Consider the following 24,943-nt stretch of genomic DNA (forward strand, 5'->3'; position numbering starts at 1 on the left):
ACCAAGTTACATGTTGTGTGCAGTCTATAAAAGTCGCAAAAAAGCCGACACATATCTATTTATCGAGCGTCGTGATGATTTTTCTCGGGTACCGGATGCGCTCAGACAGACCTTTGGCCCCGGTCAGCTGGTGATGGTGACCAAGCTGGACCCGGCCAAGCCGCTGGGCATCTCGGATGTCGAGAAGGTGATGGCCGCCCTGGTCGCGCAGGGGTTTTATCTGCAGCTTCCCCCGCCTCTGGAGAATCTGCTTGAGCAGCACAAGGCCTCGCTCAAGGGGCCGGCCGCGCAGTCATGAGACGGCGTGAACCTTGATTTTATACTTGACTGCCGGTATAAAGCTGCCGCTTTGGTCGTGAGTGAGGCAAGATGATGCAAACCCCGTTTTGGCAGGCGAAACGCCTCGATGAGATGAGTCCCGGCGAGTGGGAATCACTCTGCGACGGTTGCGGCAAGTGCTGTCTCAACAAGCTCATCGACGAAGAAACCGAGGAGTTGGTGTTCACCAACGTCGCCTGTAATCTGCTCAACACCAAGAGCTGCCAGTGTTCCGACTATGCCAATCGCTTCACTATTGAGCCCGACTGCCTGCAGATCACGGTGGACAAGATAGACGAGTACCATTGGCTCCCCTCCACCTGCGCCTACCGCCTGCTGGCCGAAGGCGAGCCCTTGCCCGAGTGGCATCCCCTGCTGACCGGCAGCGCCTCTGCCATGCACAGGGCTGGCCAGTCGGTGCGCGGCAAGGTAGTGCACGAAGCCTTCGCCGGTGACTGGGAAGATCACATCATCTTCTGGGCCAGCTAAGCTTGCCCCATATAAAAAACGGAGCCAGTGGCTCCGTTTTTTATTGTCCGATTCACTGACAGCAGCGTCCTTTGGCCAGGTTGCCCACCGCCACCACGATGAAGACCAGCAAGTAGGCGGCGAAGATGCCGACCAGCCACTGAGGCATGGAGAGGGTCAGAAACTGCCAGGTGATCTCGGAGCAGTCACCGCTGGGCATAAAGAGCCAGGGGATCCATTGGTCGAGCGGCATCCAGCTTGGGAAGTCCGCATAGGGGCTGCAGACGTTGAAAGGCGAGGGGTTGACCTGATAATCCACGTGGCGCAGGGCCAACTGCAGGCCGTGGAAGGCGCTGTAGCCCCACAGCATCATGGCACTCCAACGCAGCCACGGGCGCTTGGGGTTGAGCGTGCCGATCAGGCCGGCGGCGACGACGCCGAGTACAGTAATGCGCTCATAGATGCACATGACGCAGGGGTGCAGCCCGAGCACATGCTGAAAGAAAAGCGCGCAGAGTTCGAGAGAGAGTGCCGTGCCGGCCAAGAGGGCCCAGGGCCAGCGTTTGGCCGCCAGTGAGCGTAAAAATTCAACCATAAGAACCACCTGAGAGGGAGTCGAGGGGGCATTAGAGCAGAGCAGACCGGGAAAGAAAAGGGGCCTAAGGCCCCTTGATGATCAGTGTCCGGTCGCGGCGCCGACCGCGCTGGCGGCATGGTGACTCAGCCATCCCCAGTCATAGAACTGCTGGGTCATCCCCGGCAACACCCACTCGATACAGAGGAAGCCAACCCCCGCCAGTACCAGCGTATAGGGGAAGGCCATCCAGACCATGCGGCCATAGGAGAGGCGCAGCAGCGGGGCCAGGGTGGAGGTGAGCAGGAACAGGAAGGCGGCCTGCCCGTTCGGGGTGGCCACCGACGGCAGGTTGGTACCCGTGTTGATGGCCACCGCCAACAGATCGAAGTGATCCCGTGTGATGGCCTGGTTCATCAGGGCGGTCTTGACCTCGTTGATGTAGACGGTGCCGACGAAGACATTGTCACTGACCATGGAGAGTACCCCATTGGCCAGGTAGAAGAGGGCCAGTTGGTTCTCTGGGTCGGCGGCCAACACCAGCTCGATCACCGGACGGAACAGCTGCTGATCGATGATCACTGCCACCACAGAGAAGAACACGGCCAGCAGGGCGGTAAAGGGCAGCGCCTCCTGGAAGGCCTTACCGATGGCGTGCTCGTCCGTGACGCCGGTCAGGGAGGTCGCCAGCACGATGACGGAGAGACCGATAAGACCGACGGCCGCCAGGTGCAGTGCTAGGCCAATCACCAGCCAGATGGCGATAAGCGATTGAGCCAGCAGCTTGAGCTGATCGTGGCGCGTGCGACGGGCATCTTCATGCGCATCGTAATCGAGCATGATCTGACGCACACGCTCGGGCAGTTTGGCGCCGTAGCCAAACCAGCCCATCTTCTCGACCAGCAGGCAGGTCAGCAGGCCGCAGATGAAAACGGGCACGCTCACCGGTGCCATGCGAATGGCAAATTCGGCAAATTGCCAACCGGCCTGCTCACCGATGATCAGGTTTTGCGGCTCACCCACCAGGGTGCAGACGCCACCCAGTGCGGTCCCGATGGCGGCATGCATCATCAGGCTGCGCAGGAAAGCGCGGAACCCTTCGAGATCATCGTTGCTGATCTCATTGAGGCCGCTGTCATCCTGATGATCGTGCTCGTGATGGAATCCCTTGCCCGAGGCCACCTTGTGGTAGATGGCGTAGAAGCCGGTGGCGACGCTTATCACCACGGCGATGACCGTCAGGGCATCGAGGAAGGCGGAGAGAAAGGCAGCCACCAGACAGAATGCCATGGAGAGGGCACTCTTGGAGCGAATGCGGATCAGCAGCTTGGTAAAGACGAAGAGCAGCAGGCTCTTCATGAAGTAGATCCCCGCGACCATGAAGACCAGCAGCAGCAAGACCTCCATGTTGGCGGCCAGCTCATGCTTGACCTGAGAGGGTGTCGTCATGCCGATGGCCACTGCCTCGATGGCGAGCAGGCCCCCGGGTTGCAGCGGATAGCACTTGAGTGCCATGGCAAGGGTGAAGATAAACTCCACGACCAGTAACCAGCCGGCGACGAAGGGATCGATATAGAAGACGATCGGGTTGATGAGGAGAAAGGTCAGGATGGCGGCCTTGTACCAGTTAGGCGCATGCCCCAAAAAATTTTGTGCCAGGGCACGTCCGAAGCTTACCTGCATAGTGTTCTCTCTGGTTGGAAAACGTCCGTAATATTACCCGCATGCACCATGCAGTACGGGAGAGGGGGGTGATAGTTTCCTAGTTTGGATGAGGTCCCCATGATATTAATCAATAATTTGTTGGATGACATTTAGGCGAACGTTTGCTTTGGGAATCAATTGAAGATTAGGGGGTGAAAAAAAATGACAAAGGGCTGCACAGAGGACTGACCTTTTGTTGGCCCTAGTCGTGGCCTTTGCTATCATTCGTGGGCCTTTAACATCGTCATTACTTATAGAGCCCGTTCATGGTCATAAAAGCGCAGAGCCCGGCTGGGTTTGCCGAAGAGTACATCATCGAATCCATCTGGAATAATCGCTTTCCACCTGGCTCCATCCTGCCCGCCGAGCGTGAGCTTTCCGAACTCATCGGCGTGACCCGTACCACCTTGCGTGAAGTGTTGCAGCGTCTTGCCCGTGATGGCTGGCTGACTATTCAGCATGGCAAGCCGACCAAGGTGAACAACTTCTGGGAGACCTCGGGTCTCAACATTCTCGAGACACTGGCTCGCCTGGATCAGGACAAGGTGCCCGATCTGGTGGCTCAGCTGCTCTCGGCCCGCACCAACATCAGTACCATCTTCATTCGTGGTGCCATCCGTAACAACCCGGAGCGAGCGGCAGAGATCCTGCGTTCAGCTGCCTCGGTTGACGACAGCGCCGATGCCTATGCCGATTTCGATTACCGGATGCTGCATCAGCTCTCTTTCGCCTCGGGTAACCCCATCTATGCCCTGATCCTCAACGGCTTCAAGGGCCTGTATGCCAGAGTCGGTCGTTACTACTTCTCCGACAAACAGGCTCGTCAGAGCGCCGCTGACTATTATCAGGCGCTGTTGAAGCTGGCCGATAGCAAGGATTACGAGTCGGTCTTCCAGGCGGTACGCCTCTATGGCGTTGAGTCCGGTAAGCATTGGGCAAGGCTGCGTGAACACATGCCGAGCAATTTCTGCGATCAGTGATGATACCAGATTGAAAAAGCGCGCCTCTCGGCGCGCTTTTTGTTTGTCTCAAGTGAGTTTCTTGTCGGGACAGCGGGCGATGATCTCGGGGCTGAGCTCGCCATTGTCTTGCTCCAGCACCACATCAAACCCCCACAGGGTGTGAAGGTGACGCAGCACCTCGTGGCGTGAGTCGCCAAGGGGGATACGGTTGTGGGGCACATAGCGCAGGGTCAGGGAACGATCCCCTTTCACCGCCACATTGTAGACCTGAATGTTGGGCTCGAGGTTGCTCAGGTTGTACTGGGCCGACAGTGTGCTGCGCAGCTTGCGGTAGCCCTCCTCGTTGTGGATGGCGGAGACCTTGAGGTAGTTCTTCATGTCGTCGTCATCAATGGAGAAGAGCTTGAGGTCACGCATCACCTTGGGGCTCAGAAATTGACTGATAAAGCTCTCGTCCTTGAAGTTCTGCATCGCGAAATGCAGGGTCTCCACCCAGTCGGTGCCGGCGTAGTCGGGGAACCAGTACCTGTCTTCTTCGGTCGGATGCTCGCAGACTCGGCGCAGGTCCGTAAACATGGCAAAGCCGAGGGCATAGGGATTGATCCCCGAGTAGTAGCGGCTGTTGTAGGGGGGCTGATAGATGACGTTGGTGTGGCTGTGCAGCACTTCCATCATGAAGCGATCGCTCAGCTTCCCCTCGTCATAGAGGTGATTGAGGATGGTGTAGTGCCAGAAGGTGGCCCACCCCTCGTTCATCACCTGGGTCTGCTTCTGGGGATAGAAGTACTGGCTTATCTTGCGCACAATGCGCACCACCTCCCGCTGCCAGGGCTCGAGCAGGGGGGCATTCTTCTCGATGAAGTAGAGGATGTTCTCCTGAGGCTCGGGTGGGTAGCGGCGCTCGGCCGCCCCTTCACTGCGCGCCTGCTTGGGGAGGGTACGCCACAACTCGTTCACCTGGGTCTGCAGGTAGTCTTCGCGCGCCTTCTGGCGCCGTTTCTCCTCGGCCAGGGAGAGTTTCTGGGGGCGCTTGTAGCGATCCACACCGAAGTTCATCAGGGCGTGGCAGGCGTCGAGCAGGGTCTCGACGGCCTCGATACCGTGCTTCTCCTCACATTCGCTGATGTATTTCTTGGCAAACAGCAGGTAGTCGATGATGGAAGAGGCGTCGGTCCAGGTCTTGAACAGGTAGTTGTTCTTGAAAAAGGAGTTATGGCCGTAGCAGGCGTGGGCCATCACCAATGCCTGCATCGGCATTGTGTTCTCCTCCATCAGGTAGGCGATGCAGGGGTCGGAGTTGATGACGATCTCGTAGGCCAGCCCCATCTGGCCACGTTTGTAGTTACGCTCGGTCTGGATGAAGTGTTTGCCATAGGACCAGTGGTGGTAGCCAATCGGCATGCCGACGCTGGAGTAGGCGTCCATCATCTGCTCGGCGGTGATCACCTCAATCTGGTTGGGGTAAGTATCCAGCTTGTAGTGAGTGGCGACCCTCGCTATCTCCTTGTGGTAGATCTCCAGCAGATCGAAGTTCCAGTCCGGCCCGTCGTCGAGCGGGGTATGTTTCTTGAAGGCTGTCTCACTCATAACGCATCCCCTCAGGCGGCTTGTTTCTTGAACAGCTCCCGGAATACCGGGTAGATATCCTCCAGCTTGCGGATATGCTCCATGGCAAAGTTGGGGAACTGGCTGGCCACCGATTCGTATTCATGCCACAGAGTCTGGTGGGCTCGCGTGGTGATCTCGATGTAGGAGTAGTAGCGAACCCTTGGCATGATCTCCTTGAGAAGCAGCTCCTTGCAAAGGGGGGAGTCATCGGCCCAGTTATCCCCATCTGAGGCCTGAGCGGCATAGATATTCCACTGGCTGGCCGGATAACGCTCGCTGACGATTTCGCTCATCATCTTGAGTGCACTCGAGACGATGGTGCCGCCGGTCTCCTGGGAGTAGAAGAACTCGTGTTCGTCCACCTCCTTGGCCTGGGTGTGGTGGCGGATGTAGACCACCTCCACGTTCTTGTAGGTACGGGTCAAGAAGAGGTAGAGCAGGATATAGAAGCGCTTGGCCATGTCCTTGGTGGCCTGATCCATGGAGCCCGAGACATCCATCAGGCAGAACATCACCGCCTGGCTGGAGGGAACGGGTCGTTTCACGAAGTTGTTGAACTTCAGATCGAAGGTGTCGATGAAGGGCACGGCCTCGATCTTCTTGCGTAGCTCCCGGATCTCCCGCTCTATCTGGGCAATCTCGGCGTGATGCTCGTTGGGATCTTGCATCAGCAGGGCGAGCCGCTCTTCCAGCTCGCGGACTCGGCGTTTCTTGCCCGCCTGCAGGGCCACCCGACGGGCCAGGGAGTTTTGCAGGGAGCGTACCACGTTGATGTTGGTCGGTACGCCGTTTGAGGTGTAGCCGGCACGGTAGGTTTTCACCTCCATCAGTTGGTTGAGTTGGGTCTTTTGCAAGTTGGGCAGCTCGAGATCCTCGAACAACAGATCGAGATACTCGTCCTTGGATACCTGGAAGACGAAGTCGTCGGCCCCGTCTCCCTGGTTGGAGGCTTGGCCTTCGCCGCTACCCCCCCCGCTGCCGCCCCCCTGGGGACGATCGATCTTGTCCCCGGCCACGAATTGATCGTTGCCGGGGTGCACCATCTCCCGTTTGCCACCGCGCCCCTGATGGAAATGGGGCTCGGTGATGTCGCGGGTCGGGATGCTAATGCTCTCGCCCTTGTCCACATCCTGGATGCTGCGTTTGGCCACAGCATCGGAGACCGCTTGTTTTATCTGTTTTTTGTAACGGCGAATGAAGCGCTGCCGATTGACAGCGCTCTTGTTCTTACCGTTCAGTCTGCGATCGATGAAATGCGCCATATTCCCCCCTTGGCCATCAGGCTCAGGATGACTTACGCACCCTCAAGTACCACTCAGAGAGCAGGCGCACCTGTTTGCGGGTATACCCTTTCTCCATCATCCGCGCGACAAAGTTGTCGTGTTTCTTCTGCTCCTCGGCCGAGGTCTTGCTGTTGAACGAGATGACCGGCAACAGCTCTTCGGTGTTGGAGAACATCTTCTTCTCGATCACGGTGCGCAGCTTCTCGTAACTGGTCCACGTCGGGTTGCGGCCGGCGTTGTTGGCGCGGGCGCGCAGCACGAAGTTGACTATCTCGTTACGAAAATCCTTCGGGTTGCTGATCCCGGCCGGTTTTTCGATCTTCTCCAGCTCACTGTTCAGGGCCGAGCGGTCAAACAGCTGGCCGGTTTCCGGATCGCGGTACTCCTGGTCCTGGATCCAGAAGTCGGCGTAGGTGACGTAGCGATCGAAGATGTTTTGCCCGTATTCCGAGTAGGATTCCAGATAAGCAGTCTGGATCTCCTTGCCGATAAACTCCACGTAGCGGGGAATGAGGTACCCCTTGATGAACTCCAGATAGCGGTCGTGCAACTCTTGGGGGAACTGCTCGCGCTCTATCTGCTGCTCAAGCACATAGAAGAGATGAACCGGATTCGCCGCCACCTCGGAGTGATCGAAGTTGAACACCCGCGAGAGGATCTTGAACGCGAAACGGGTGGAGAGGCCATTCATCCCTTCATCGACCCCGGCGTAGTCACGGTACTCCTGATGGCTCTTGGCCTTGGGATCGGTATCTTTGAGGCTTTCACCGTCATAGACCCGCATCTTGGAGTAGAGGCTGGAGTTTTCCGGCTCCTTGAGGCGCGAGAGCACCGAGAACTGGCCGAGCAGCTCGAGGGTGCCGGGGGCACACTTGGCTTCGGTCAGCTGGCTGTTTTGCAGCAGCTTCTCGTAGATCTTCACCTCTTCCGAGACCCGCAGGCAGTAAGGCACCTTGACGATATAGACCCGGTCGAGGAAGGCCTCGTTGTTTTTGTTGTTCTTGAACTGTTGCCATTCAGACTCGTTGGAGTGGGCAAGGATGATCCCCTCAAACGGAAGGGCAGAGATCCCTTCGGTACCGTTGTAGTTCCCCTCCTGAGTGGCTGTCAGCAGCGGGTGGAGCACCTTGATGGGCGCCTTGAACATCTCAACGAACTCCATCATCCCCTGGTTGGCTTTGCACAGGGCGCCTGAGTAGGAGTAGGCATCGGCGTCATCCTGGGCATAGTGCTCCAGCATGCGGATATCCACCTTGCCGACGAGAGAAGAGATGTCCTGATTGTTCTCATCGCCCGGCTCGGTCTTGGCGATGGCAATCTGATCGAGGATGGAGGGGTTGACCTTCTCCACCCGGAACTTGGTGATGTCGCCGCCAAACTCGTGCAGCCGTTTGGCGACCCAGGGCGACATGATCGGGCGCAGATAGCGGCGTGGGATGCCATATTCGCGCTCAAGTAGCTCACCGTCTTCTTCCATGTCAAACAGGCAGAAGGGGTGATCGTTAACCGGCGAGCCCTTGATGCGATAGATGGGGACCTTTTGCATCAAGGATTTGAGCTTCTCGGCCAGCGATGACTTGCCGCCCCCGACCGGACCCAGCAGATAGAGGATCTGCTTGCGCTCCTCGAGTCCCTGGGCGGCATGCTTGAGGTAGGAGACGATCTGCTCGATCGCCTCTTCCATACCGTAGAAATCCTTGAACGCGGGATAACGCGAGACCACCCTGTTCGAGAAGATGCGGCTCAGGCGTGGATTGGTCGAGGTGTCCACCATCTCCGGCTCACCGATGGCGGCCAGCAGTCGTTCGGCGGCAGAGGCGTAGCAGTTGCTATCTTGCTTACACATCTCCAGGAACTCCTGGATGGTGTACTCCTCTTCCCTGGCTTTCTCGTAGCGCTGTTGATAATGCTCGAAGATGCCCATAACGTTATACCCCCGTAATAGATAGTCGCTTACCCTAAAAAGGCGCGTCGCTGCGGCAACATGCTCCTATAAGTTAAGCCTACTCGTTGTCTCATCGCGTATTGAAAGCAGTGCAAACTATTTCCTGCCCTTACCCCGATGCACTTCCTCCTGTCCGGCAGCCTGCATTTCGATGCGGACTCTATGTTACTGAGTGTTAAATTATTTTTGCCACGTCACTCAATCCTTTGTCAAAGACATAACAGATAAATCTTTTGGCTGCCAATGGAGTCCTGGTCTTGATGAGGCACTTTTTGGTGCCCTATGGCGAGAGTGGAGCATTAGCTCTAATTTTTACATTGACGCAACATTGTGGGGTGGCTAGATTGGACTGGTACCTCGCCGTTTGGTCTGCCTTTTCCCATAGGGCAATCCGGCATAGCGGGTGCAAAGCTCTGTTTAAGCACGTTTCCGTTGGCTTGGCCCTCGCATCGCGAGGGCCTTATTTTTTCTTGCCCGTCATTTACTTCGTTGTTACAACTTTTGTGATGTGAGTCACAAGTAAAGGGGCGGGTGATGAGAAGGATACTGTTTCTGGCGTTGATCCTCGGTTGCCTCTGGCGTATTCACGACAGCAGTGATTGGCAACAGGCCCAGCAAGCCTGGCAGGAGTCGCGTTTTGCCGATGCGGTTGCAATTTGGCAACGACTGCGCGAGCAGGGCGATCTCAGAGCCCAGGTGTTACTGGCGCATGCCTATGAGGTGGGCGCTGGCGTGATGCAGGACCATCGGGAAGCGATCGCCCTCTACGAAGACGCCGCCAGGCGTGGTGAGGCGAGTGGCCAGTATCGCCTGGCCGAGGCGTATCTGCGGGGAGAGGGGATCAAACAGGATCTGAGCGCCGCCTATCGATGGATGGAGATCGCCGCCCAAAGCGGAGTTGTGGTGGCGCAGCTCAAGTTTGGTGTGCTCTGCTTGTTGGGGATCGAGGGACAGCCTGAATGGGAGAAGGGCAAACGGTGGCTGGTACGGGCCGCCTCGGGTGGCAATGAGCCTGCCCTGCGAGTACTCCAGGAGATAGCCAAGTTCGAGCTGGGGGAGGGAAGCTTCTCCTTTGACGAACTGGATCTGCTCATTAAATCGTGATGCGACTCTTTTGGCAGAGTTAATGCAGCGTTTTATTGCGCACGTCATCAAATTGTCAGGAGGCCCATCATGGATATCCTTCCCCTCTGGTTAGAGCCTGCCGTAGCTTCGGGTGCATTGACCCTGGAACAGGCTCGTATCCTGCTGGTTGGACTGGCGAGCTGTCATGGCCAGAGCCGCCGGGAGCTCTCGGCGGCAGAAGCAGACGCATCCATGCGGCTCTACCTCTATCGCTGCCGCTGTCAGGGAGTCCAGTGATCTAGAAGACAATAGGGGGTGGCTATTTTCGTTACCCCCTTATCGATCTCATCTGTTACTATGCCCCATCGTCTGACTCGCCCTTGAGGCCGCGCTGAGGCGCGTTTCTTCTAGGTGCCTGTTTGCAGAGTAGAGCGAACAGTCGGGCGTATTCGTGTTGTCCATTCAACAGACTTAACTCTTTGCATGTGGCCTTTGGTGTGGGTCACCACTGTATAAGGATTTCAAGATGCCAATCATTACCCTGCCCGACGGTAGCCAACGTCAATTCGCTCAACCCGTCTCCGTCATGGATGTCGCCGCCGACATCGGTCCCGGACTTGCCAAAGCCTGTATCGCTGGCCGTATCAACGGTGAGCTGGTGGATGCATGCGAACTCATCACCGAGGACGCAGCGCTCTCCATCATCACCGCCAAGGACGAAGAGGGGGTGGAGATCCTCCGTCACTCCTGCGCGCACCTGCTCGGCCATGCCATCAAGCAGCTGTGGCCGCAGACCAAGATGGCTATCGGTCCGGTCATCGACAACGGCTTCTATTACGATGTGGATCTCGATCGTTCTCTGACCGACGACGATTTGGCTGCGCTGGAAGCGCGCATGCTTGAGCTGGCATCCAAGGATTACGACGTCATCAAGAAGAAAGTCTCCTGGCAGGAGGCGCGCGACGCTTTCGCTGCCCGTGGCGAGACCTACAAGATGGAGATCCTGGATCAGAACATCGCGCGCGATGATCGCCCGGGTCTGTACCATCACGAAGAGTACATCGACATGTGCCGTGGCCCGCACGTCCCCAACATGCGCCACTGCCACCACTTCAAGCTGCAGAAGATCGCCGGCGCTTACTGGCGTGGTGACTCCAGCAACAAGATGCTGCAACGCATCTATGGCACCGCCTGGGCCGACAAGAAGCAGCTCAAGGCTTACCTGCAGCGCCTCGAAGAGGCGGCCAAACGCGATCACCGCAAGATTGGCAAACAGCTCGACCTGTATCACATGCAGGAAGAGGCGCCGGGCATGGTGTTCTGGCACAACGATGGCTGGACCATCTTCCGCGAGTTGGAGACCTTCATCCGCGGCAAGCTCAAGGAGTACGACTATCAGGAGGTGAAAGGCCCCTTCATGATGGATCGCGTCCTGTGGGAGCGCTCTGGCCACTGGGAGAAATATGCCCATGCCATGTTTACCACCCAGTCAGAGAACCGTGAGTACGCCATCAAGCCGATGAACTGCCCGGGTCACGTGCAGATCTTCAACCAGGGTCTGAAGTCCTACCGCGATCTGCCCCTGCGTATGGCCGAGTTTGGCTCTTGCCACCGTAACGAGCCCTCCGGTTCGCTGCACGGTCTGATGCGCGTGCGCGGCTTTACCCAGGACGATGCCCACATCTTCTGTACCGAAGAGCAGGTGATGGAAGAGGTCTCGGCCTGTATCCGCATGGTGTACGACGTCTACGGTACCTTTGGCTTCGAGAATATCGTGGTCAAGCTCTCCACCCGTCCGGAGCAGCGCATCGGCACCGACGAGATGTGGGATCGTGCCGAGGCCGCTCTGGCCGAAGCTCTGACCCAGAACGGTCTGAAGTACGATCTGCAGCCGGGTGAAGGTGCCTTCTACGGCCCGAAGATCGAGTTCACCCTGCACGACTGCCTGGATCGCGCCTGGCAGTGCGGCACAGTACAGCTCGACTTTGCCCTGCCGGGGCGCCTCGGTGCTACTTATGTGGGCGAGGACAACGAGCGCCACGTGCCCGTGATGATCCACCGTGCCATCCTGGGCTCTATCGAGCGTTTCATCGGGATCCTGACCGAAGAGTACGCTGGCTTCTTCCCGACTTGGTTGGCGCCGACCCAGGCAGTTGTCATGAATATCACCGACAACCAGGCAGATTATGCGGTACAAGTGGCCAAGGCATTGAATGATGCGGGTCTGCGTGCGAAAGCGGACTTGAGAAATGAGAAGATTGGCTTTAAAATCCGCGAGCATACTTTGAAGCGAGTGCCCTATATGCTGGTTTGCGGCGACAAAGAAGTCGAATCCGGCAAAATTGCTGTTCGCACTCGCAAGGGGGCTGACCTGGGAACCTATCCGGTTGAGGAGCTGATTGCACTGCTCACTCAGGAAGTTCAGACCCGCGGACAAAAAAGAGTGGAGGAATAAGCTATAAAAGGCGGAAAAAAACTGGGCAAGCAGCCGCAAGCCCGCGCTCATCGTATCAATACCGAAATTCGTCTCAAAGAGGTTCGTCTGACTGGTGTTGACGGAGAACCCTTGGGTATCGTCACTATCCAGGAAGCCCTGAACCTGGCTGTTGAAGCCGGGGTCGATCTGGTAGAGATCAGTCCTAACGCTGAGCCGCCCGTTTGCCGGATCATGGATTACGGCAAGTTCCTCTACGAAAAGAGCAAGACTGCCAAAGAGCAGAAGAAGAAACAAAAAGTTGTCCAGGTGAAGGAAATCAAATTCCGTCCTGGTACTGATGAAGGCGACTACCAGGTAAAACTGCGCAACCTGGTTCGCTTCCTAGAGGAAGGTGACAAGGCCAAGGTGACCTTGCGCTTCCGCGGTCGTGAAATGGCTCACCAGGATCTTGGTATCAAGGTGCTGGAGCGCGTCAAGAGCGATCTGGAAGAGCTGGCCGTGGTGGAGTCCTTCCCGAAAGTCGAAGGCCGTCAAGCTGTGATGGTCCTCGCGCCCAAGAAGAAATAATCAGGCCCACAAGTGACAGGCTCGTGGGGTGACCCGCGAGCCTGTTCGCCTGACTATTTTGTTGTTACTCACAATGCGGAGTTAGAAATGCCGAAACTCAAAACCAACCGGGGCGCTGCCAAGCGCTTCAAGAAGACTGGCTCTGGTGGCTTCAAGTGCAAGCACGCCCACCTGCGTCACATCCTGACCAAGAAGAGCAGCAAGCGTAAGCGTCAGCTGGGCCCGAAGACCATGGTGTCTGCCTCTGACAAGAAACGTGTTGTTGCCTGCCTGCCGTACGCATAAGAGAGGGGTGTGAGAAATGCCGAGAGTTAAACGTGGTGTGACCGCTCGCGCTCGTCACAAGAAAGTTCTGAAAGCAGCTAAAGGCTACTACGGTGCCCGTTCCCGTGTTTATCGCGTAGCGATTCAAGCGGTAATCAAGGCCGGTCAGTACGCCTACCGTGACCGTCGTCAGAAGAAGCGTCAGTTCCGTCAACTGTGGATTGCCCGTATCAACGCGGCTTCCCGTCAGAACGGTCTGTCTTACAGCCGTCTGATCGACGGCCTGAAGAAAGCTTCCATCGAGATTGATCGTAAGATCCTGGCTGACATCGCCGTTCACGACAAGGTTGCTTTCACCGCTCTGGTTGAAAAGGCAAAGGCTGCTCTGGCCTAATCGCCGGACTGTCATGATAAAAGGAGGCTTCGGCCTCCTTTTTTATTGCCTGTCATCAGTCTTGGTCAGATAGCAGACAAGAAAAAGCCCTGCCAATGCGGGGCTTTTTGTATTGATGCGAGGCTTAGACGATGCCCTGGCTACGCAGGTAGTCGTCGTAGCTGCCGCTGAAGTCGCGAATACCGTTCTCGGTCAGCTCGAGGATGCGGGTCGCGAGCGACGAGACAAACTCGCGGTCGTGGGAGACGAAGATAAGGGTCCCCTTGAACATCTCCAGCGCCAGGTTCAAGGATTCGATAGATTCCATGTCCAGGTGGTTGGTCGGTTCATCCATGATCAAGATGTTGGGACGCTGCATGATGAGCTTGCCGAAGATCATGCGACCCTGCTCGCCACCGGACAGCACTCGTACCGGCTTTCTGATGTCGTCCTGAGAGAACAACAGGCGGCCGAGCACAGAGCGCACTGCCTGCTCGTCATCCCCATCCTTCTTCCACTGGGACATCCAGTCGAACACGCTGAGATCGGTGTCGAAGTCTTCGGCATGATCCTGGGCGTAGTAGCCGATCTGGGCGTTCTCGGACCACTTGATGGTGCCGGCGTCCGGGGCCAGCTCGCCGACCAGCGTCTTGATCAGGGTCGACTTACCGATGCCGTTGGTACCCAGGATGGCGACCTTCTCGCCCACTTCCAGCAGCATGCTGAGCCCTTTGAACAGGGGGCCGTCGCCATAACCCTTGGCCACGCCTTCGACCTCCAGGATGTTGCGATAGAGCTGCTTGTCCTGATCGAAGCGGATGAAGGGGTTCTGGCGGCTGGAGGCTTTGACCTCTTCAATCTGGATCTTGTCGATCTGCTTGAGTCGTGAGGTGGCCTGACGGGACTTGGAGGCGTTGGCGCTAAAGCGTGATACGAACGACTGCAGGTCGGCGATCTGGGCCTTCTTCTTGGCGTTGTCAGCCAGCAGACGCTCGCGGGCCTGGGTGGCGGCCAGCATGTAGTCGTCGTAGTTGCCCGGGTAGACACGCAGCTCGCCGTAGTCCAGATCCGCCATGTGGGTGCAGACCATGTTCAGGAAGTGACGGTCGTGCGAGATGATGATCATGGTGCAGTCACGATCGTTGAGCACCTCTTCCAGCCAGCGGATGGTATTGATGTCCAGGTTGTTGGTCGGTTCATCCAGCAGCAGGATATCGGGGCTGGAGAAGAGGGCCTGGGCCAGCAGCACCCGCAGCTTCCAGCCCGGGGCGACCGCGCTCATGGGGCCGCTGTGCTGTTCGAGCGGGATGCCGGCACCGAGCAGCAGCTCGCCGGCACGGGCCTCGGCGGTGTAACCATCGAACTCGGCAACTTTGCCCTCGAGCTCGGCGGCACGCATGTAGTCGTCGTCGGTGGCCTCGAGGTTGGCATAGATGGCATCGCGCTCGGCGATGGCGGCCCACAGCTCGGCGTGGCCCATCATGACCACATCCAGCACGCGCATCTCTTCGTAGGCGAACTGATCCTGGCGTAGCTTACCGATACGCTCGTTGACATCCAGGCTGACGTTGCCGCCGGAGGGCTCGAGATCGCCGCCGAGGATCTTCATGAAGGTGGACTTGCCACAGCCGTTGGCGCCGATGAGGCCGTAACGGTTGCCCTCGCCAAACTTGATGCTGATGTTCTCGAACAGCGGCTTGGCGCCGAACTGCATGGTGATGTTGTTGCAGGAAAGCACTTGGATGTCCCGGTTAATTGCAAAGGGGCCAAATTATGCCATAAACGGGCGCCGTTTTTTAGCCAATTTGTGAGCGGCCTCCTTGCATTGTCGATCAAAAAACGCCGGCACGGAGCCGGCGTTGGCATGAGGTGGCAAAACTCAGTGAGAGGTGGCCTTGGCGGCACCGATCCCGGTCTGGGAGCGCACAAACTGCGGGAAGAACTTGGCGTGCTCCTCGGCGGCATTGCTCGACTTGTCGGTGACCGAGAAGAACCAGATCCCGGCGAAGGCGATGGCCATGGAGAACAGCGCCGGATACTCGTAGGGGAAGATGGCCTGGGCGTGGCCCAGCACCTTCACCCATACGGTCGGGCCCAGCACCATCAGGGTGACGGCGGAGCCGAGCCCCAGCCAGCCGCCATAGACGGCGCCGCGGGTGGTCAGGCGTGACCAGAACATGGAGAGGAACAGCACCGGGAAGTTGCAGCTGGCGGCGATGGAGAAGGCCAGCCCCACCATGAAGGCGATGTTCTGCTTCTCAAACAGGATGCCCAGGCCAATGGCGACCAGACCCAGAGCAACAGTGGTCATCTTGGAGATGCGCAGCTCGTCTTGCTCGTTGGACTTGCCCTGCTTGATGACGCTGGCATAGAGGTCGTGAGAGACGGCGGAGGCGCCGGCCAGGGTCAGACCGGCGACCACCGCCAGTATGGTGGCAAACGCCACGGCACTGATAAAGCCGAGGAACAGGCTGCCGCCCACAGCATCGGCCAGGTGTACTGCGGCCATGTTATTGCCGCCGATCAGGGCACCTGCTGCATCCTTGAAGGTCGGGTTGGTACTCACCAGCAGGATGGCGCCAAAGCCGATGATGAAGGTGAGAATGTAGAAGTAGCCGATGAAACCGGTGGCGTAGAAGACCGATTTGCGGGCCTCCTTGGCGTCACCCACGGTGAAGAAGCGCATCAGGATATGGGGAAGGCCGGCGGTACCGAACATCAGGGCAAGGCCGAGGGAGATGGCAGAGATGGGATCGGCGACCAGGCCGCCGGGGCTCATGATGGCCGCGCCGTTGGCGTGTACCTTGACCGCCTCGGCAAACAGGGTGCTGACGTCGAAGTTGACCGACTTCATCACCATCAGGGCCATGAAGCTGGCACCCGAGAGCAGCAGTACTGCCTTGATGATCTGCACCCAGGTGGTGGCCAGCATGCCGCCAAACAGCACGTAGAGCACCATGAGGATGCCGACCAGCACCACGGCCACGTGGTAGTTGAGGCCGAACAGCAGCTCGATGAGTTTGCCGGCGCCGACCATCTGGGCAATCAGGTAGAGGGCGACCACCACCAGCGAGCCGCTGGCGGAGAGGGTGCGGACCTCGGTCTGCTTGAGGCGGTAGGAGGCGACGTCGGCGAAGGTGTACTTGCCGAGGTTGCGCAGCCGCTCCGCAATCAGGAACAGGATGATGGGCCAGCCGACCAGGAAGCCGATGGAGTAGATGAGGCCGTCATAGCCCGAGGTGTAGACCAGGGCCGAAATACCGAGGAAGGAGGCGGCGGACATGTAGTCACCGGCGATGGCCAGGCCATTTTGAAAGCCGGTGATGCGCCCGCCCGCGGCATAATAGTCGGCGGCGGAGCGGTTACGCTTGGCCGCCCACCAGGTGATCATCAGGGTGCCGGCCACGAAGGCGAGGAACATGACGATGGCGGCCATGTTGAGGGGCTGGCGCTGGACCTCTCCCTCGATGGCGCCGGCGGCGAACAGGGCGGGCGAGGCCAGCAGGCCTGCCAGCAGGATCAGGTGACGCTTCATTGCTGTGCTCCCTTGAGAACTTTCTGGTTCAGTTCGTCGAATTCACCGTTGGCCTTCACCACATAGATGCCGGTCAGCACGAAGGCCGACAGGATGAGGCCGATCCCGACCGGGATGCCACGGGTGATGGTCGAACCTTCCGAGAGGGGGGCTCCCAGCCAGGAAGGGGCGAAGGCGATAAGCAGAATGAAGGCCAGATAGAGGCCAAGCATGATGGCCGAGAGCAGCCAGGCGAAGCGCTGGCGCCGGCTCACCAGGAGCTTGAAGTGCGGATCCTGCTGGATGCGCTGGTAGAGTTGTTCGTCCATTTCCCTGTTCTCCATATTGACTGTGCACCAGTCCGGCGGACGCCGCACTTGTTATCAAAATGTGAATTTAATCGACCATTACCACAATTAGACTTTGGGATAACCCGGGGCTGGGCCGAAGCGAAGGCGCACGAAGATCAGGGCGGCGGTGAGGGCATCATTGAGGGCGTCGTGGGCTTCCAGCCGGGGCAGGGCCAGGTGCTGGCAGATGCTGGACAGGCGCAGATCCAGGTGGCTGCCGGGAAGGTGGCGGGTGACGGCGTCGTAGTAGAGACGGCTCACCTCAATGGTCCGGTGAGGGAGCGTCAGGCCCCAGAGACGGTGGCAGTGGCGCGAGAGGATACGAAAGTCGTAGTCGATGTGATACCCCACCAGGGGGGAGGGGCCGATAAAGGCCAGCAGTCGGCTGAGCGCCTGCTCCTGCGACAGGCCGTCAGTCAGATCCTGATGGCGCAGGCCGTGGATCACGATGGAGTCTCCAGCCAGGCTGGTCGGGGGGCGCAGCCTGAGCGACAGGGCCTGGCCGGTCAGCAGGCGAGCGCCGCGGATCCGCACCGCCCCGATGGCCACTATCTCGGCCTTGGTCGGATCCAGGCTGGTGGTTTCCAGATCCAGGGCGACCCACTCCTCGGCAGGAGGAGGCTCAAAGAGGGGGGCGAAGGGGCTCCCCTTAAAGGCGCGTCCCAGCCAGCGGCGGCGCAGTGTGTCGAGCATCACTGGCGTACCCGAAAATGCAGGGCGAGCCACTGCTGGAACTTCTTCACCACGTGCAGGCTATGGCGCAGCAGGTCTCGCTCGGCAACGCTGAGACTGGCCACGGCCAGCCGGCTCTCGCCACGATCGAATTGACTACGCAGGCGCAGACGCACGAAGAGGCGAAAGGCTTCGCCCAGATTGTTGCCATAGTCACGGCTCAGGCGACCGGCGCTCACCAGGGCTTCGATCCGATCCAGGGTCGAGGTGGCGGCAATGCCGGCTTCCAGGGCCAGCAGGCGGCAGCCGTGGATCAGGGCGAAGAGCCCGCCTCGCTTGAGATCGAGCCCTTCAGGCTCCCGCTCGAGGCGGCCAAACAGGGTGAGGGGGGGGTGAAAGGCCACGGCGGCGCGCGCCATCTCGGCGAGAATATCGGTGCGCTCGGCAAGCGACTCGCGCAGGTGTGCGGTTATGGGGGGCAGGAGCGTCGGGTTGCCGGCCACCGGATGGGCATCGGCCAGGGTCGAGAGCCAGAGCAGGTCTTGCTCTTCGGCGCGGATCAAGGCGATGTCGATGGCCTGCTGCCACTGACGCGGCGTCTTGACCCAATCGGGGTTGGTGACCATCACATTGCCCGGGCAGAGAGGATAACCCAGGCGCACCAGCAGGGCGTTGAAGCGCGCCAGATCGGCGACCCGATCCGGCCAATCCAGCCCCTCGGTCAGGATCAGCGCATTATCCTGATCGGTTTTTTGTACCTGCTCGCCCCGTCCCTCGGATCCCAGCGCCAGCAGGCAGAGATGAGGGTGCAGGGAGGCGGGCAGGGTGAGCTCGAAGGCCTTGGCGATGAGCTGTTCGTTGACCGCCGACATCAGGCGCAGCAGGAAGGCGGTGTGGATCCCCTGGGCAAACAGGTTGGCGGCCAGACGCCCCTGCTCGCGGGCCACCTCCTCAAGCGCCTGCTCGCTCCCGGCCCGGTGGATGCGCAGGGTCAGCACGTGGGAGTGAGTGGAGAAGAGACCGAGCACCCGGCTCAGGTGCAGGGTGCCGAGGATCGCCTCACCTCGCGTGATCACCACCCGCTTGACCCGATGGCGGGTCATCAGGATCAGGGCGTCGAAGAGGTAATCCCCCTCCGAGAGGGCCACCAGGGGCACGGGTAGCGGCGCCAGCCGTTGCAGGGGGCTCGCTGGCGTCAAGTCGTGCAGCACCAGTGCGTGGAGCAAGGTGGTGCGGGTGGCCAGCTGCCAGGGACCGATCCCGTTTCGCCAGAGCAGGCAGTCGCAACCTGCCTCGGCCATGGCCCGGGTCGCGTCGGCCAGTGAGTGATCGGGCGTGAGGATGAGCGGAGGCTGCAGGTGCTCGGCGTTGATGCGGGTGAGCAGAAACTCGGAGAGATTCTGTTGACCGGGCTCGCCGTGGCGCCCGGCCTCTTGCTGGCGTTCGAGCAGGGTACCGCGAAAATAGCGTGCGAAGTGAGGGCTCTCCTCGCAAAGGGCCAGGAAGAGCGGACGGGGAATGAGAAGACAGAGGCACTCTTCCAGGGCGGTGAAGCGGTGACGCGCCCGCCCGTCAAACTGGGCCCGGATGTCGAAGGCATCGTCCGGGCCGTAGTCACCGAAGTGGGTGTGGCCGTCACGGCTGCGCTCTTCGACGCTTCCCTTGACGATCACCAGCACCCCTTCGGGCTCGCTGTCGGGTTCAAGCAAAACCTGATGGGCCCGTACATAGATGAGCTGCAGGGCGGCCTGCAGACGGGCCTGCTGTGCACCGGAGAGCTGATTGAAAGGGGGGCGGCTTAACTGAAATAGCTGACTCATTTCAGCTCCTAATGGGGATGAGCGCTCAGTGTGGCAGGGGTCGTACAGGGGAGCCACTGGACTTTGGTCGAGATCTGTTCAAGGCGTTCACAAGAGATTAACATGTGGTCTGACCTGTCTGGAGCAAACAAGGAGGGTGTGATGGCCAGCGAACGGGTAAGGTGCCGTGTTGAGGAGGGGGTGGCTCGGGTGACCTTGAGTCGCTCCGACAAGCTCAATGCCCTCGACAGGCCCATGTTTGACGCAATTGCGGACGTGCTGGCTCGCCTTCGTCAGGTGAAGGGGTTGCGTGCCGTCATCCTGGAGGGGGAGGGGCGGGCCTTTTGCGCCGGGCTCGATGTGAAGTCCATGCTCAAGAGCCCCCTGGCGGCGGTCGAGATCCTCCAGCGGGAGGCCGATGAGGCGACCAACCTGGCGCAGGAGGTGGCTTATGGCTGGCGGGCGCTGCCAGTGCCTGTGATTGCGGTGACGCGTGGCGTCTGCTTTGGTGGCGGGTTGCAGATTGCCCTCGGCGCCGATTTTCGCTTCGCCACCCCCGATTGCCGCTTCTCGGTGATGGAGATCAAGTGGGGCATCATCCCGGACATGAGCGGCGCGGCGACCCTGCGCAGTCTGGTAGGGATCGACCGCGCCATGGAGCTGGCGATGACGGGGCGCGAGTTTCTCGCTCCCGAGGCGAGTGAGCTGGGACTGGTGAGTCGGGTTTGCGAGGATCCAGGCGCCGAGGCCGAGGCGTTTGTTCGCACCTTGCTTGCCAAGTCGCCCGATGCCCTGGCCGGGATCAAGCTGCTCTATCAGAAGGCCTGGGCCCTGTCGGATGCCGAGGTGATGCAGGAGGAAACCCGGTTGCAAAAGCAGATCCTGGGGCGCCCCAATCAGTGGAAGGCGACACTGGGTTCGCTCTTTGGCCTGCGCCTGCCCTTTGGCCCTAACCGTCTCAAGGGGTAGGGGCAATCCATAAAAAATGGCAGCCGAGGCTGCCATTTTTCATATGCACAAGGGCGTGTTATGCCGAGCGCTCATCGGGCTCGAACTCGTGACCCTGCTTCTCGCGCATCAGGTTGATCTCGGCGCGGTTATCGATCCAGTAGTCGGCGTTCTTGATCCCGAGCTTCTCCGGATGGAAGACGGGGTCGACCCCCTTGGCCTGCTGCGCCTCGTAGTCGCGCAGGGCAATCAGGGCCGGCTTTTGCAGCAGCAAGATGGCGCCGATGTTGAGCCAGGCCATCAGGCCAACCCCGATGTCACCCATGCCCCAGGCGAGATCCGCGGTCTTGACGGTGCCATACACAGTGGCCCCCATCAGTGCCACTTTAAGCAGCGTCTTGAGTCCCGGTACCTTGATGCCACGGGTCAGATAAGCAATGTTGGTCTCGGCGATGTAGTAGTAGGCCACTATGGTGGTGAAGGCGAAGAAGAACAGCGCCAGTGCCACGAAGTAGTTACCAAAACCGGGCATCATGGTTTCCATGGCGGTCTGCACATAGCCAGGACCCGCGGCCACACCGGCGATGCCGGTGAAGAGGGCGGCACCCTCCGGCCCCTGCACGTTGTAAAGGCCGGTGATGAGCAGCATGAAGCCGGTGGCGGAGCAGACAAACAGGGTGTCGATGTAGACGGAGAAGGCCTGTACCAGACCCTGCTTGGCCGGATGGCTTACCGCGGCGGCGGAAGAGGCGTGGGGACCTGTCCCCTGAGCGGCTTCGTTGGAGTAGACGCCGCGTTTTACCCCCCACATGACCGCCAGGCCCAGGATGGCGCCGAAACCGGCGTCGAGGCCAAAGGCACTCTTCCAGATCAGCAGGATCACGCCCGGTAGTTGCCCGATGTTCAGGGCGATGATGACGCAGGCGACGATGATGTAGCCCAGCGCCATGAAAGGCACCACGGTACTGGCGAAGCTGGCGATGCGCTTGACCCCGCCGAAGATGATGAAGCCAAGCAACAGGGCCAGGCCGGCCGCCGTGACGTTGGGGCTGATGTCAAAGGCGGTTTGCAGACCGGCACCGATGGAGTTGGCCTGCACGCCCGGCAGCAGCACGCCGCAGGCGAAGACGGTCGCGATGGCAAAGGTCCAGGCGTACCACTTCATGCCGAGACCCTTCTCGATGTAGAAGGCGGGGCCGCCGCGGTACTCGCCGTCGAGCTTCTCCTTGTAGATCTGACCCAGGGTGGATTCGACAAAGGCCGAGCTGGCACCGAGGAAGGCGACCATCCACATCCAGAACAGGGCGCCGGGGCCACCGAAGGTGATGGCGGTGGCCACCCCGGCGATGTTACCTGTACCGACACGGCCGGCCAGGGTCATGGAGAGGGCCTGGAAGGAGGAGACCCCTGCCTCGTTGCCCTTACCTTGAAACATCAACTTGATCATTTCGCGCAGATGGCGCAGTTGCAGGAAACGGGTGCGCAGGGAGAAGTAGAGGCCTACTCCCAGGCAGAGATAGACGAGCGCTGGGCTCCAAATAATGCCATTAATGGCATTGACCAATTCACTCATGTACAACGACTCCTTTTGTTGTATAGGTATCAGCTTGTGACCGGATCATCAGGTTCCGGTATCATTCCTTGCGAGTTGTTAAGGACTCAGCCGAACTATCTGCGATAAAATGGCAAATTGGTCTCATAAAACACCAAATCAGAGCGCAGTTGCTGACTGGACAGAGATAACATAGCGACTCGTAGTGAAGCTTCAAAGAGGAATTTTCCTGGATGTTGCTGATATGTGAATTTGGATCGTTTTTTGAGCTTGTGTGATGACACTGAGGGAGAAGGGATGAACCCGAAATATGGGGGCGCAGTGCGTGCCGCCTGCCTGGATGACGTTGAGCGACTGAGGCTTCTTTTCACCGCCTTGGGATACCCCCAGGGGGAGCGCGATCTGTCGGCCGCATTGACCGCCCACAGCCCCGACCGTTTCGTGCTGGTGCATGACAGAGGGGAAGGCATTGAAGGGGTGCTGGTCCTGCACCTCTGTTCACCCCTGCATGTGGGCACGGCCAGGGGGCTTATCTCGGCCCTGGTCGTGGATGAATCACTGCGTGGTGCAGGCGTCGGAGGCACCCTACTGGCGGCCGCCGAGGCGATCTGCCTGGAGCGCGGGGCCTCCCAGGTGGAGCTCTCCAGCAGTATGCACCGTCTCGATGCCCACCGCTTCTATGAGCGGGCAGGCTATGAGGAGCGGCGCAAGCGGCTGGTCAAGCGGTTAGGAAGCACCTGATGGGGATGCTGGCAAAGTTAAAGGCTCTGCTGGGTCATGAGGTGGCCCCGCCGCTGCCACTGGCGGAGGTCGCCGGCTCGCTTCCGATCCTTGCCGGGCTGGATGAGGAGGCGCTTGCGCGCCTCTATGCGCTGGCCGCGACCCTGCTGCAGCGCAAGCGTCTGACACTGCTGGGTGTCGAACTCGGCCCCCGGCAGAGGGCCGCGTTGGCCCTGCAGGCGGCCCTCCCAATCCTCAATCTCTCTCTGGAATGGTACCGCGGTTTTCACGAGATCATCGTCATCCCCGAGCCCGTGGTGCGGCGGGAGACGGTGCAGGATGAATATGGCCTGGTGAGCGAGGTGGAAGAGGAGCATGCGGGGGAGTCGTGGCAACAGGGCCCACTGGTGCTGGCCTGGAGCGAGCTCTGCCAGGATGGGGGATGGGATGGGTATAACCTGGCTATCCACGAACTTGCCCACAAGATAGACATGCTGGGGGGGGAGGCGGATGGCGTGCCTCCCCTGCGTTCCGGCATGGTCATGGCACGCTGGCGCGCCGACTTCCAGGCGGCGTTTGATGCCCTGAATGACCAGCTCGATCGCGCAGAGGAGCCCGCCATCGATCCCTATGCCGCCACCCATCCGGCCGAATTTCTGGCGGTGAGCTGCGAGCTCTTCTTTACCAATCCGCGGCTCTTGCACACTGTCTATCCTGCCGTTTATGCCCAACTGGCCACCCTGTTCGCCCAAGATCCGCTGCTGCGTCAGCCCGTGGAGGCTGCCGATGAGGGGGCCACCGAGGGCTGATATCCATTCGGGTTGTCCTCTGCACTTGAAGGAGTGATTTGCATGGTCATCAACGCCGATGCGATCAAGGTTGTTATCGTCATCGCTCGCTGTGGCAGTTTCGCTGCGGCTTCCCAGGAGCTGCACAAGGTGCCGAGCGCGCTTAGCTATACCCTACATAAATTGGAAGACTCCCTCGGTGTCAGTTTATTCGAGCGTCAGGGAAAGCAACTGGTGTTAACCGAGGCGGGTTACCACTTTATCAAGCGTGGAGAGTTGATCCTGGGGGAGCTTAGCAGCCTCGAAGATTCTACCCGCCTGATCGCCATGGGTGTCGAGCCCTCGATCAGGCTTTCCTTTAACAACATTCTCTCGCTGGCACCGCTTACCCCCTTGCTACGTGAGTGTGAGCAGTTGTTCCCTCAGACAGAGATGCAATTCGCTATTGATGTGCATGACGGTGTATGGGATGCCCTCTTGGACAAACGGGCAGACATCGCAGTAGGGGCGCCCAATCAGGTGATCGCCAACAGTGAGATCGGGGCAGAGCCGATGGGGGCGGTTGAGTGGGTCTTTGCCGTGAGCCCGAGTCATCCGGTTGCCAGGTTGCAGCAACCAGTGACCGAGCGAACCCTACGCCGCTATCCGGCAATCTGTATTCGCGATACCTCAGTGCAGCTCAAACCCAAGGAGGCCTGGCTGCTGCGTGGCCAGAAGGCGCTACAGGTGCCCGATTTTCACAGCAAGCTCTCGCTTCAGGCCGAAGGGGTCGGCATTGGTTTCGTGCCACGTCATTTTGGTCAACCATTGATTGACGATGGCCGCTTGCAGGTGATGACGGTGGAGTCACCCAAGCAGCCCACGCCGCTGTTTCTGGCGTGGCAGCGCCAGCATACCCGACCCTGTTTCAGTTGGTGGTTACAGCAATTGCGTGATCCGGCCTTGCAGCAAGGGTTGCTGGGGCCTCTCGGTTAGCACAGGTTTGTCTATGAAAAAAAGGCCGCAGATGCGGCCTTTTAGGTAGGTGATAGC

The 24,943-nt window shown here is 59.4% G+C and carries 24 protein-coding genes; 13 read left to right on the forward strand and 11 right to left on the reverse strand.

Translation table 11 applies throughout. The features are described 5' to 3' along the window. Positions 1-10: 10 nt before the first annotated feature. Both BN1121_RS17355 and BN1121_RS17360 read left to right on the forward strand, forming a co-directional pair. The gene (locus BN1121_RS17355; RefSeq protein WP_005359210.1) at positions 11-298 is read left to right on the forward strand and encodes a YcgL domain-containing protein; all 288 of its coding nucleotides are present in this window, start codon (positions 11-13) and stop codon (positions 296-298) included. A gap of 74 nt (positions 299-372) precedes the next feature. Then, positions 373-807 (forward strand): YcgN family cysteine cluster protein, encoded by a 435-nt coding sequence (locus tag BN1121_RS17360; RefSeq protein ID WP_005359212.1) that lies wholly within the window; start codon positions 373-375, stop codon positions 805-807. A gap of 52 nt (positions 808-859) precedes the next feature. Here the strand turns inward: BN1121_RS17360 and dsbB are convergent, their stop codons facing one another. Next, entirely contained in the window at positions 860-1,381 is a 522-nt protein-coding gene (dsbB, locus tag BN1121_RS17365) for a disulfide bond formation protein DsbB (RefSeq protein ID WP_005359215.1), read from the reverse strand. Between the two features lie 81 nt (positions 1,382-1,462). Next, positions 1,463-3,043 (reverse strand): sodium/proton antiporter NhaB, encoded by a 1,581-nt coding sequence (gene nhaB, locus BN1121_RS17370; protein ID WP_005359217.1) that lies wholly within the window; start codon positions 3,041-3,043, stop codon positions 1,463-1,465. 287 nt (positions 3,044-3,330) lie between these two features. Here nhaB and fadR point away from each other — a divergent pair, with 287 nt between their 5' ends. Next, entirely contained in the window at positions 3,331-4,044 is a 714-nt protein-coding gene (gene fadR, locus BN1121_RS17375; protein WP_005359219.1) for a fatty acid metabolism transcriptional regulator FadR, read from the forward strand. Between the two features lie 48 nt (positions 4,045-4,092). Here the strand turns inward: fadR and BN1121_RS17380 are convergent, their stop codons facing one another. The 3 genes from BN1121_RS17380 to BN1121_RS17390 are packed head-to-tail and all read right to left on the reverse strand — an operon-like array spanning position 4,093 to position 8,841. Beyond that, positions 4,093-5,613 (reverse strand): SpoVR family protein, encoded by a 1,521-nt coding sequence (locus BN1121_RS17380; protein WP_043598154.1) that lies wholly within the window; start codon positions 5,611-5,613, stop codon positions 4,093-4,095. 11 nt (positions 5,614-5,624) lie between these two features. Continuing rightward, positions 5,625-6,896, reverse strand: a complete 1,272-nt coding sequence (locus BN1121_RS17385; RefSeq protein ID WP_005355426.1) for a YeaH/YhbH family protein — start codon at positions 6,894-6,896, stop codon at positions 5,625-5,627. 22 nt (positions 6,897-6,918) lie between these two features. Then, on the reverse strand, positions 6,919-8,841 hold the full coding sequence (locus BN1121_RS17390; RefSeq protein WP_005355425.1) for a PrkA family serine protein kinase: 1,923 nt from the start codon (positions 8,839-8,841) through the stop codon (positions 6,919-6,921). Between the two features lie 555 nt (positions 8,842-9,396). On the opposite strand from BN1121_RS17390, the gene BN1121_RS17395 reads away from it, so the two are divergent. The 6 genes from BN1121_RS17395 to rplT all read left to right on the forward strand — a co-directional run bounded on the left by BN1121_RS17395 (position 9,397) and on the right by rplT (position 13,589). Beyond that, the gene (locus BN1121_RS17395) at positions 9,397-9,966 is read left to right on the forward strand and encodes a tetratricopeptide repeat protein (RefSeq protein ID WP_043157715.1); all 570 of its coding nucleotides are present in this window, start codon (positions 9,397-9,399) and stop codon (positions 9,964-9,966) included. Between the two features lie 69 nt (positions 9,967-10,035). Next, the gene (locus BN1121_RS17400) at positions 10,036-10,224 is read left to right on the forward strand and encodes a hypothetical protein (protein WP_005355416.1); all 189 of its coding nucleotides are present in this window, start codon (positions 10,036-10,038) and stop codon (positions 10,222-10,224) included. Positions 10,225-10,453: 229 nt separating this feature from the next. After that, positions 10,454-12,382 carry a threonine--tRNA ligase gene (gene thrS / locus BN1121_RS17405; protein WP_005355415.1) on the forward strand — a complete coding sequence of 643 codons (1,929 nt, stop codon included), beginning with the start codon at positions 10,454-10,456 and terminating at the stop codon, positions 12,380-12,382. A 21-nt stretch (positions 12,383-12,403) separates the two neighbouring features. Continuing rightward, positions 12,404-12,931: a translation initiation factor IF-3 gene (gene infC / locus BN1121_RS17410; RefSeq protein WP_263434471.1), complete on the forward strand. Its 528-nt coding sequence runs from the start codon at positions 12,404-12,406 to the stop codon at positions 12,929-12,931. Between the two features lie 87 nt (positions 12,932-13,018). Next, positions 13,019-13,216 carry a 50S ribosomal protein L35 gene (gene rpmI / locus BN1121_RS17415; protein WP_005355413.1) on the forward strand — a complete coding sequence of 66 codons (198 nt, stop codon included), beginning with the start codon at positions 13,019-13,021 and terminating at the stop codon, positions 13,214-13,216. Positions 13,217-13,232: 16 nt separating this feature from the next. Further along, positions 13,233-13,589 carry a 50S ribosomal protein L20 gene (gene rplT / locus BN1121_RS17420; RefSeq protein WP_005355412.1) on the forward strand — a complete coding sequence of 119 codons (357 nt, stop codon included), beginning with the start codon at positions 13,233-13,235 and terminating at the stop codon, positions 13,587-13,589. Between the two features lie 124 nt (positions 13,590-13,713). On the opposite strand, the gene BN1121_RS17425 is transcribed toward rplT, so the two are convergent. The 5 genes from BN1121_RS17425 to BN1121_RS17445 all read right to left on the reverse strand — a co-directional run bounded on the left by BN1121_RS17425 (position 13,714) and on the right by BN1121_RS17445 (position 19,924). After that, a complete protein-coding gene (locus tag BN1121_RS17425; protein ID WP_005355411.1) occupies positions 13,714-15,306 on the reverse strand; it encodes an ABC-F family ATPase in 1,593 nt (530 codons plus the stop codon). A gap of 141 nt (positions 15,307-15,447) precedes the next feature. Next, positions 15,448-17,103: a cation acetate symporter gene (locus BN1121_RS17430; protein WP_005355401.1), complete on the reverse strand. Its 1,656-nt coding sequence runs from the start codon at positions 17,101-17,103 to the stop codon at positions 15,448-15,450. Next, complete coding sequence (locus BN1121_RS17435) at positions 17,100-17,411, reverse strand: DUF485 domain-containing protein (RefSeq protein WP_005355398.1); 312 nt, start codon at positions 17,409-17,411, stop codon at positions 17,100-17,102. The genes BN1121_RS17430 and BN1121_RS17435 overlap by 4 nt, the downstream gene beginning before the upstream one ends. A gap of 87 nt (positions 17,412-17,498) precedes the next feature. Further along, positions 17,499-18,125, reverse strand: a complete 627-nt coding sequence (locus BN1121_RS17440) for a 3'-5' exonuclease (RefSeq protein WP_005355396.1) — start codon at positions 18,123-18,125, stop codon at positions 17,499-17,501. Further along, entirely contained in the window at positions 18,125-19,924 is a 1,800-nt protein-coding gene (locus BN1121_RS17445) for a putative nucleotidyltransferase substrate binding domain-containing protein (RefSeq protein ID WP_005355395.1), read from the reverse strand. Before BN1121_RS17445 ends, BN1121_RS17440 begins: the two co-directional genes overlap by 1 nt. Before the next feature lie 141 nt (positions 19,925-20,065). On the opposite strand from BN1121_RS17445, the gene BN1121_RS17450 reads away from it, so the two are divergent. After that, positions 20,066-20,872, forward strand: a complete 807-nt coding sequence (locus tag BN1121_RS17450) for a crotonase/enoyl-CoA hydratase family protein (RefSeq protein WP_005355393.1) — start codon at positions 20,066-20,068, stop codon at positions 20,870-20,872. Positions 20,873-20,930: 58 nt separating this feature from the next. Here BN1121_RS17450 and BN1121_RS17455 read toward each other — a convergent pair whose 3' ends face one another. Continuing rightward, positions 20,931-22,424 (reverse strand): alanine/glycine:cation symporter family protein, encoded by a 1,494-nt coding sequence (locus BN1121_RS17455; RefSeq protein WP_005355390.1) that lies wholly within the window; start codon positions 22,422-22,424, stop codon positions 20,931-20,933. Between the two features lie 276 nt (positions 22,425-22,700). On the opposite strand from BN1121_RS17455, the gene BN1121_RS17460 reads away from it, so the two are divergent. The 3 genes from BN1121_RS17460 to BN1121_RS17470 are packed head-to-tail and all read left to right on the forward strand — an operon-like array spanning position 22,701 to position 24,886. Further along, positions 22,701-23,144, forward strand: a complete 444-nt coding sequence (locus BN1121_RS17460; protein ID WP_005355388.1) for a GNAT family N-acetyltransferase — start codon at positions 22,701-22,703, stop codon at positions 23,142-23,144. Between the two features lie 5 nt (positions 23,145-23,149). After that, the gene (locus BN1121_RS17465) at positions 23,150-23,932 is read left to right on the forward strand and encodes a M90 family metallopeptidase (RefSeq protein ID WP_152424701.1); all 783 of its coding nucleotides are present in this window, start codon (positions 23,150-23,152) and stop codon (positions 23,930-23,932) included. A gap of 42 nt (positions 23,933-23,974) precedes the next feature. Further along, positions 23,975-24,886, forward strand: a complete 912-nt coding sequence (locus tag BN1121_RS17470; protein WP_005355384.1) for a LysR substrate-binding domain-containing protein — start codon at positions 23,975-23,977, stop codon at positions 24,884-24,886. Positions 24,887-24,943: the final 57 nt, after the last annotated feature.

Source organism: Aeromonas diversa CDC 2478-85, from assembly GCF_000819805.1.
Classification (GTDB): domain Bacteria; phylum Pseudomonadota; class Gammaproteobacteria; order Enterobacterales; family Aeromonadaceae; genus Aeromonas; species Aeromonas diversa.

Bases quoted from the DNA above. Each gene is read 5' to 3' on its own strand.
- BN1121_RS17355 (WP_005359210.1), top strand. From the start codon at position 11: ATGTTGTGTGCAGTCTATAAAAGTCGCAAAAAAGCCGACACATATCTA.
- BN1121_RS17360 (WP_005359212.1), top strand. From the start codon at position 373: ATGCAAACCCCGTTTTGGCAGGCGAAACGCCTCGATGAGATGAGTCCC.
- dsbB (WP_005359215.1), bottom strand. From the start codon at position 1,381: ATGGTTGAATTTTTACGCTCACTGGCGGCCAAACGCTGGCCCTGGGCC.
- nhaB (WP_005359217.1), bottom strand. From the start codon at position 3,043: ATGCAGGTAAGCTTCGGACGTGCCCTGGCACAAAATTTTTTGGGGCAT.
- fadR (WP_005359219.1), top strand. From the start codon at position 3,331: ATGGTCATAAAAGCGCAGAGCCCGGCTGGGTTTGCCGAAGAGTACATC.
- BN1121_RS17380 (WP_043598154.1), bottom strand. From the start codon at position 5,613: ATGAGTGAGACAGCCTTCAAGAAACATACCCCGCTCGACGACGGGCCG.
- BN1121_RS17385 (WP_005355426.1), bottom strand. From the start codon at position 6,896: ATGGCGCATTTCATCGATCGCAGACTGAACGGTAAGAACAAGAGCGCT.
- BN1121_RS17390 (WP_005355425.1), bottom strand. From the start codon at position 8,841: ATGGGCATCTTCGAGCATTATCAACAGCGCTACGAGAAAGCCAGGGAA.
- BN1121_RS17395 (WP_043157715.1), top strand. From the start codon at position 9,397: ATGAGAAGGATACTGTTTCTGGCGTTGATCCTCGGTTGCCTCTGGCGT.
- BN1121_RS17400 (WP_005355416.1), top strand. From the start codon at position 10,036: ATGGATATCCTTCCCCTCTGGTTAGAGCCTGCCGTAGCTTCGGGTGCA.
- thrS (WP_005355415.1), top strand. From the start codon at position 10,454: ATGCCAATCATTACCCTGCCCGACGGTAGCCAACGTCAATTCGCTCAA.
- rpmI (WP_005355413.1), top strand. From the start codon at position 13,019: ATGCCGAAACTCAAAACCAACCGGGGCGCTGCCAAGCGCTTCAAGAAG.
- rplT (WP_005355412.1), top strand. From the start codon at position 13,233: ATGCCGAGAGTTAAACGTGGTGTGACCGCTCGCGCTCGTCACAAGAAA.
- BN1121_RS17430 (WP_005355401.1), bottom strand. From the start codon at position 17,103: ATGAAGCGTCACCTGATCCTGCTGGCAGGCCTGCTGGCCTCGCCCGCC.
- BN1121_RS17435 (WP_005355398.1), bottom strand. From the start codon at position 17,411: ATGGACGAACAACTCTACCAGCGCATCCAGCAGGATCCGCACTTCAAG.
- BN1121_RS17440 (WP_005355396.1), bottom strand. From the start codon at position 18,125: ATGCTCGACACACTGCGCCGCCGCTGGCTGGGACGCGCCTTTAAGGGG.
- BN1121_RS17445 (WP_005355395.1), bottom strand. From the start codon at position 19,924: ATGAGTCAGCTATTTCAGTTAAGCCGCCCCCCTTTCAATCAGCTCTCC.
- BN1121_RS17450 (WP_005355393.1), top strand. From the start codon at position 20,066: ATGGCCAGCGAACGGGTAAGGTGCCGTGTTGAGGAGGGGGTGGCTCGG.
- BN1121_RS17455 (WP_005355390.1), bottom strand. From the start codon at position 22,424: ATGAGTGAATTGGTCAATGCCATTAATGGCATTATTTGGAGCCCAGCG.
- BN1121_RS17460 (WP_005355388.1), top strand. From the start codon at position 22,701: ATGAACCCGAAATATGGGGGCGCAGTGCGTGCCGCCTGCCTGGATGAC.
- BN1121_RS17465 (WP_152424701.1), top strand. From the start codon at position 23,150: ATGCTGGCAAAGTTAAAGGCTCTGCTGGGTCATGAGGTGGCCCCGCCG.
- BN1121_RS17470 (WP_005355384.1), top strand. From the start codon at position 23,975: ATGGTCATCAACGCCGATGCGATCAAGGTTGTTATCGTCATCGCTCGC.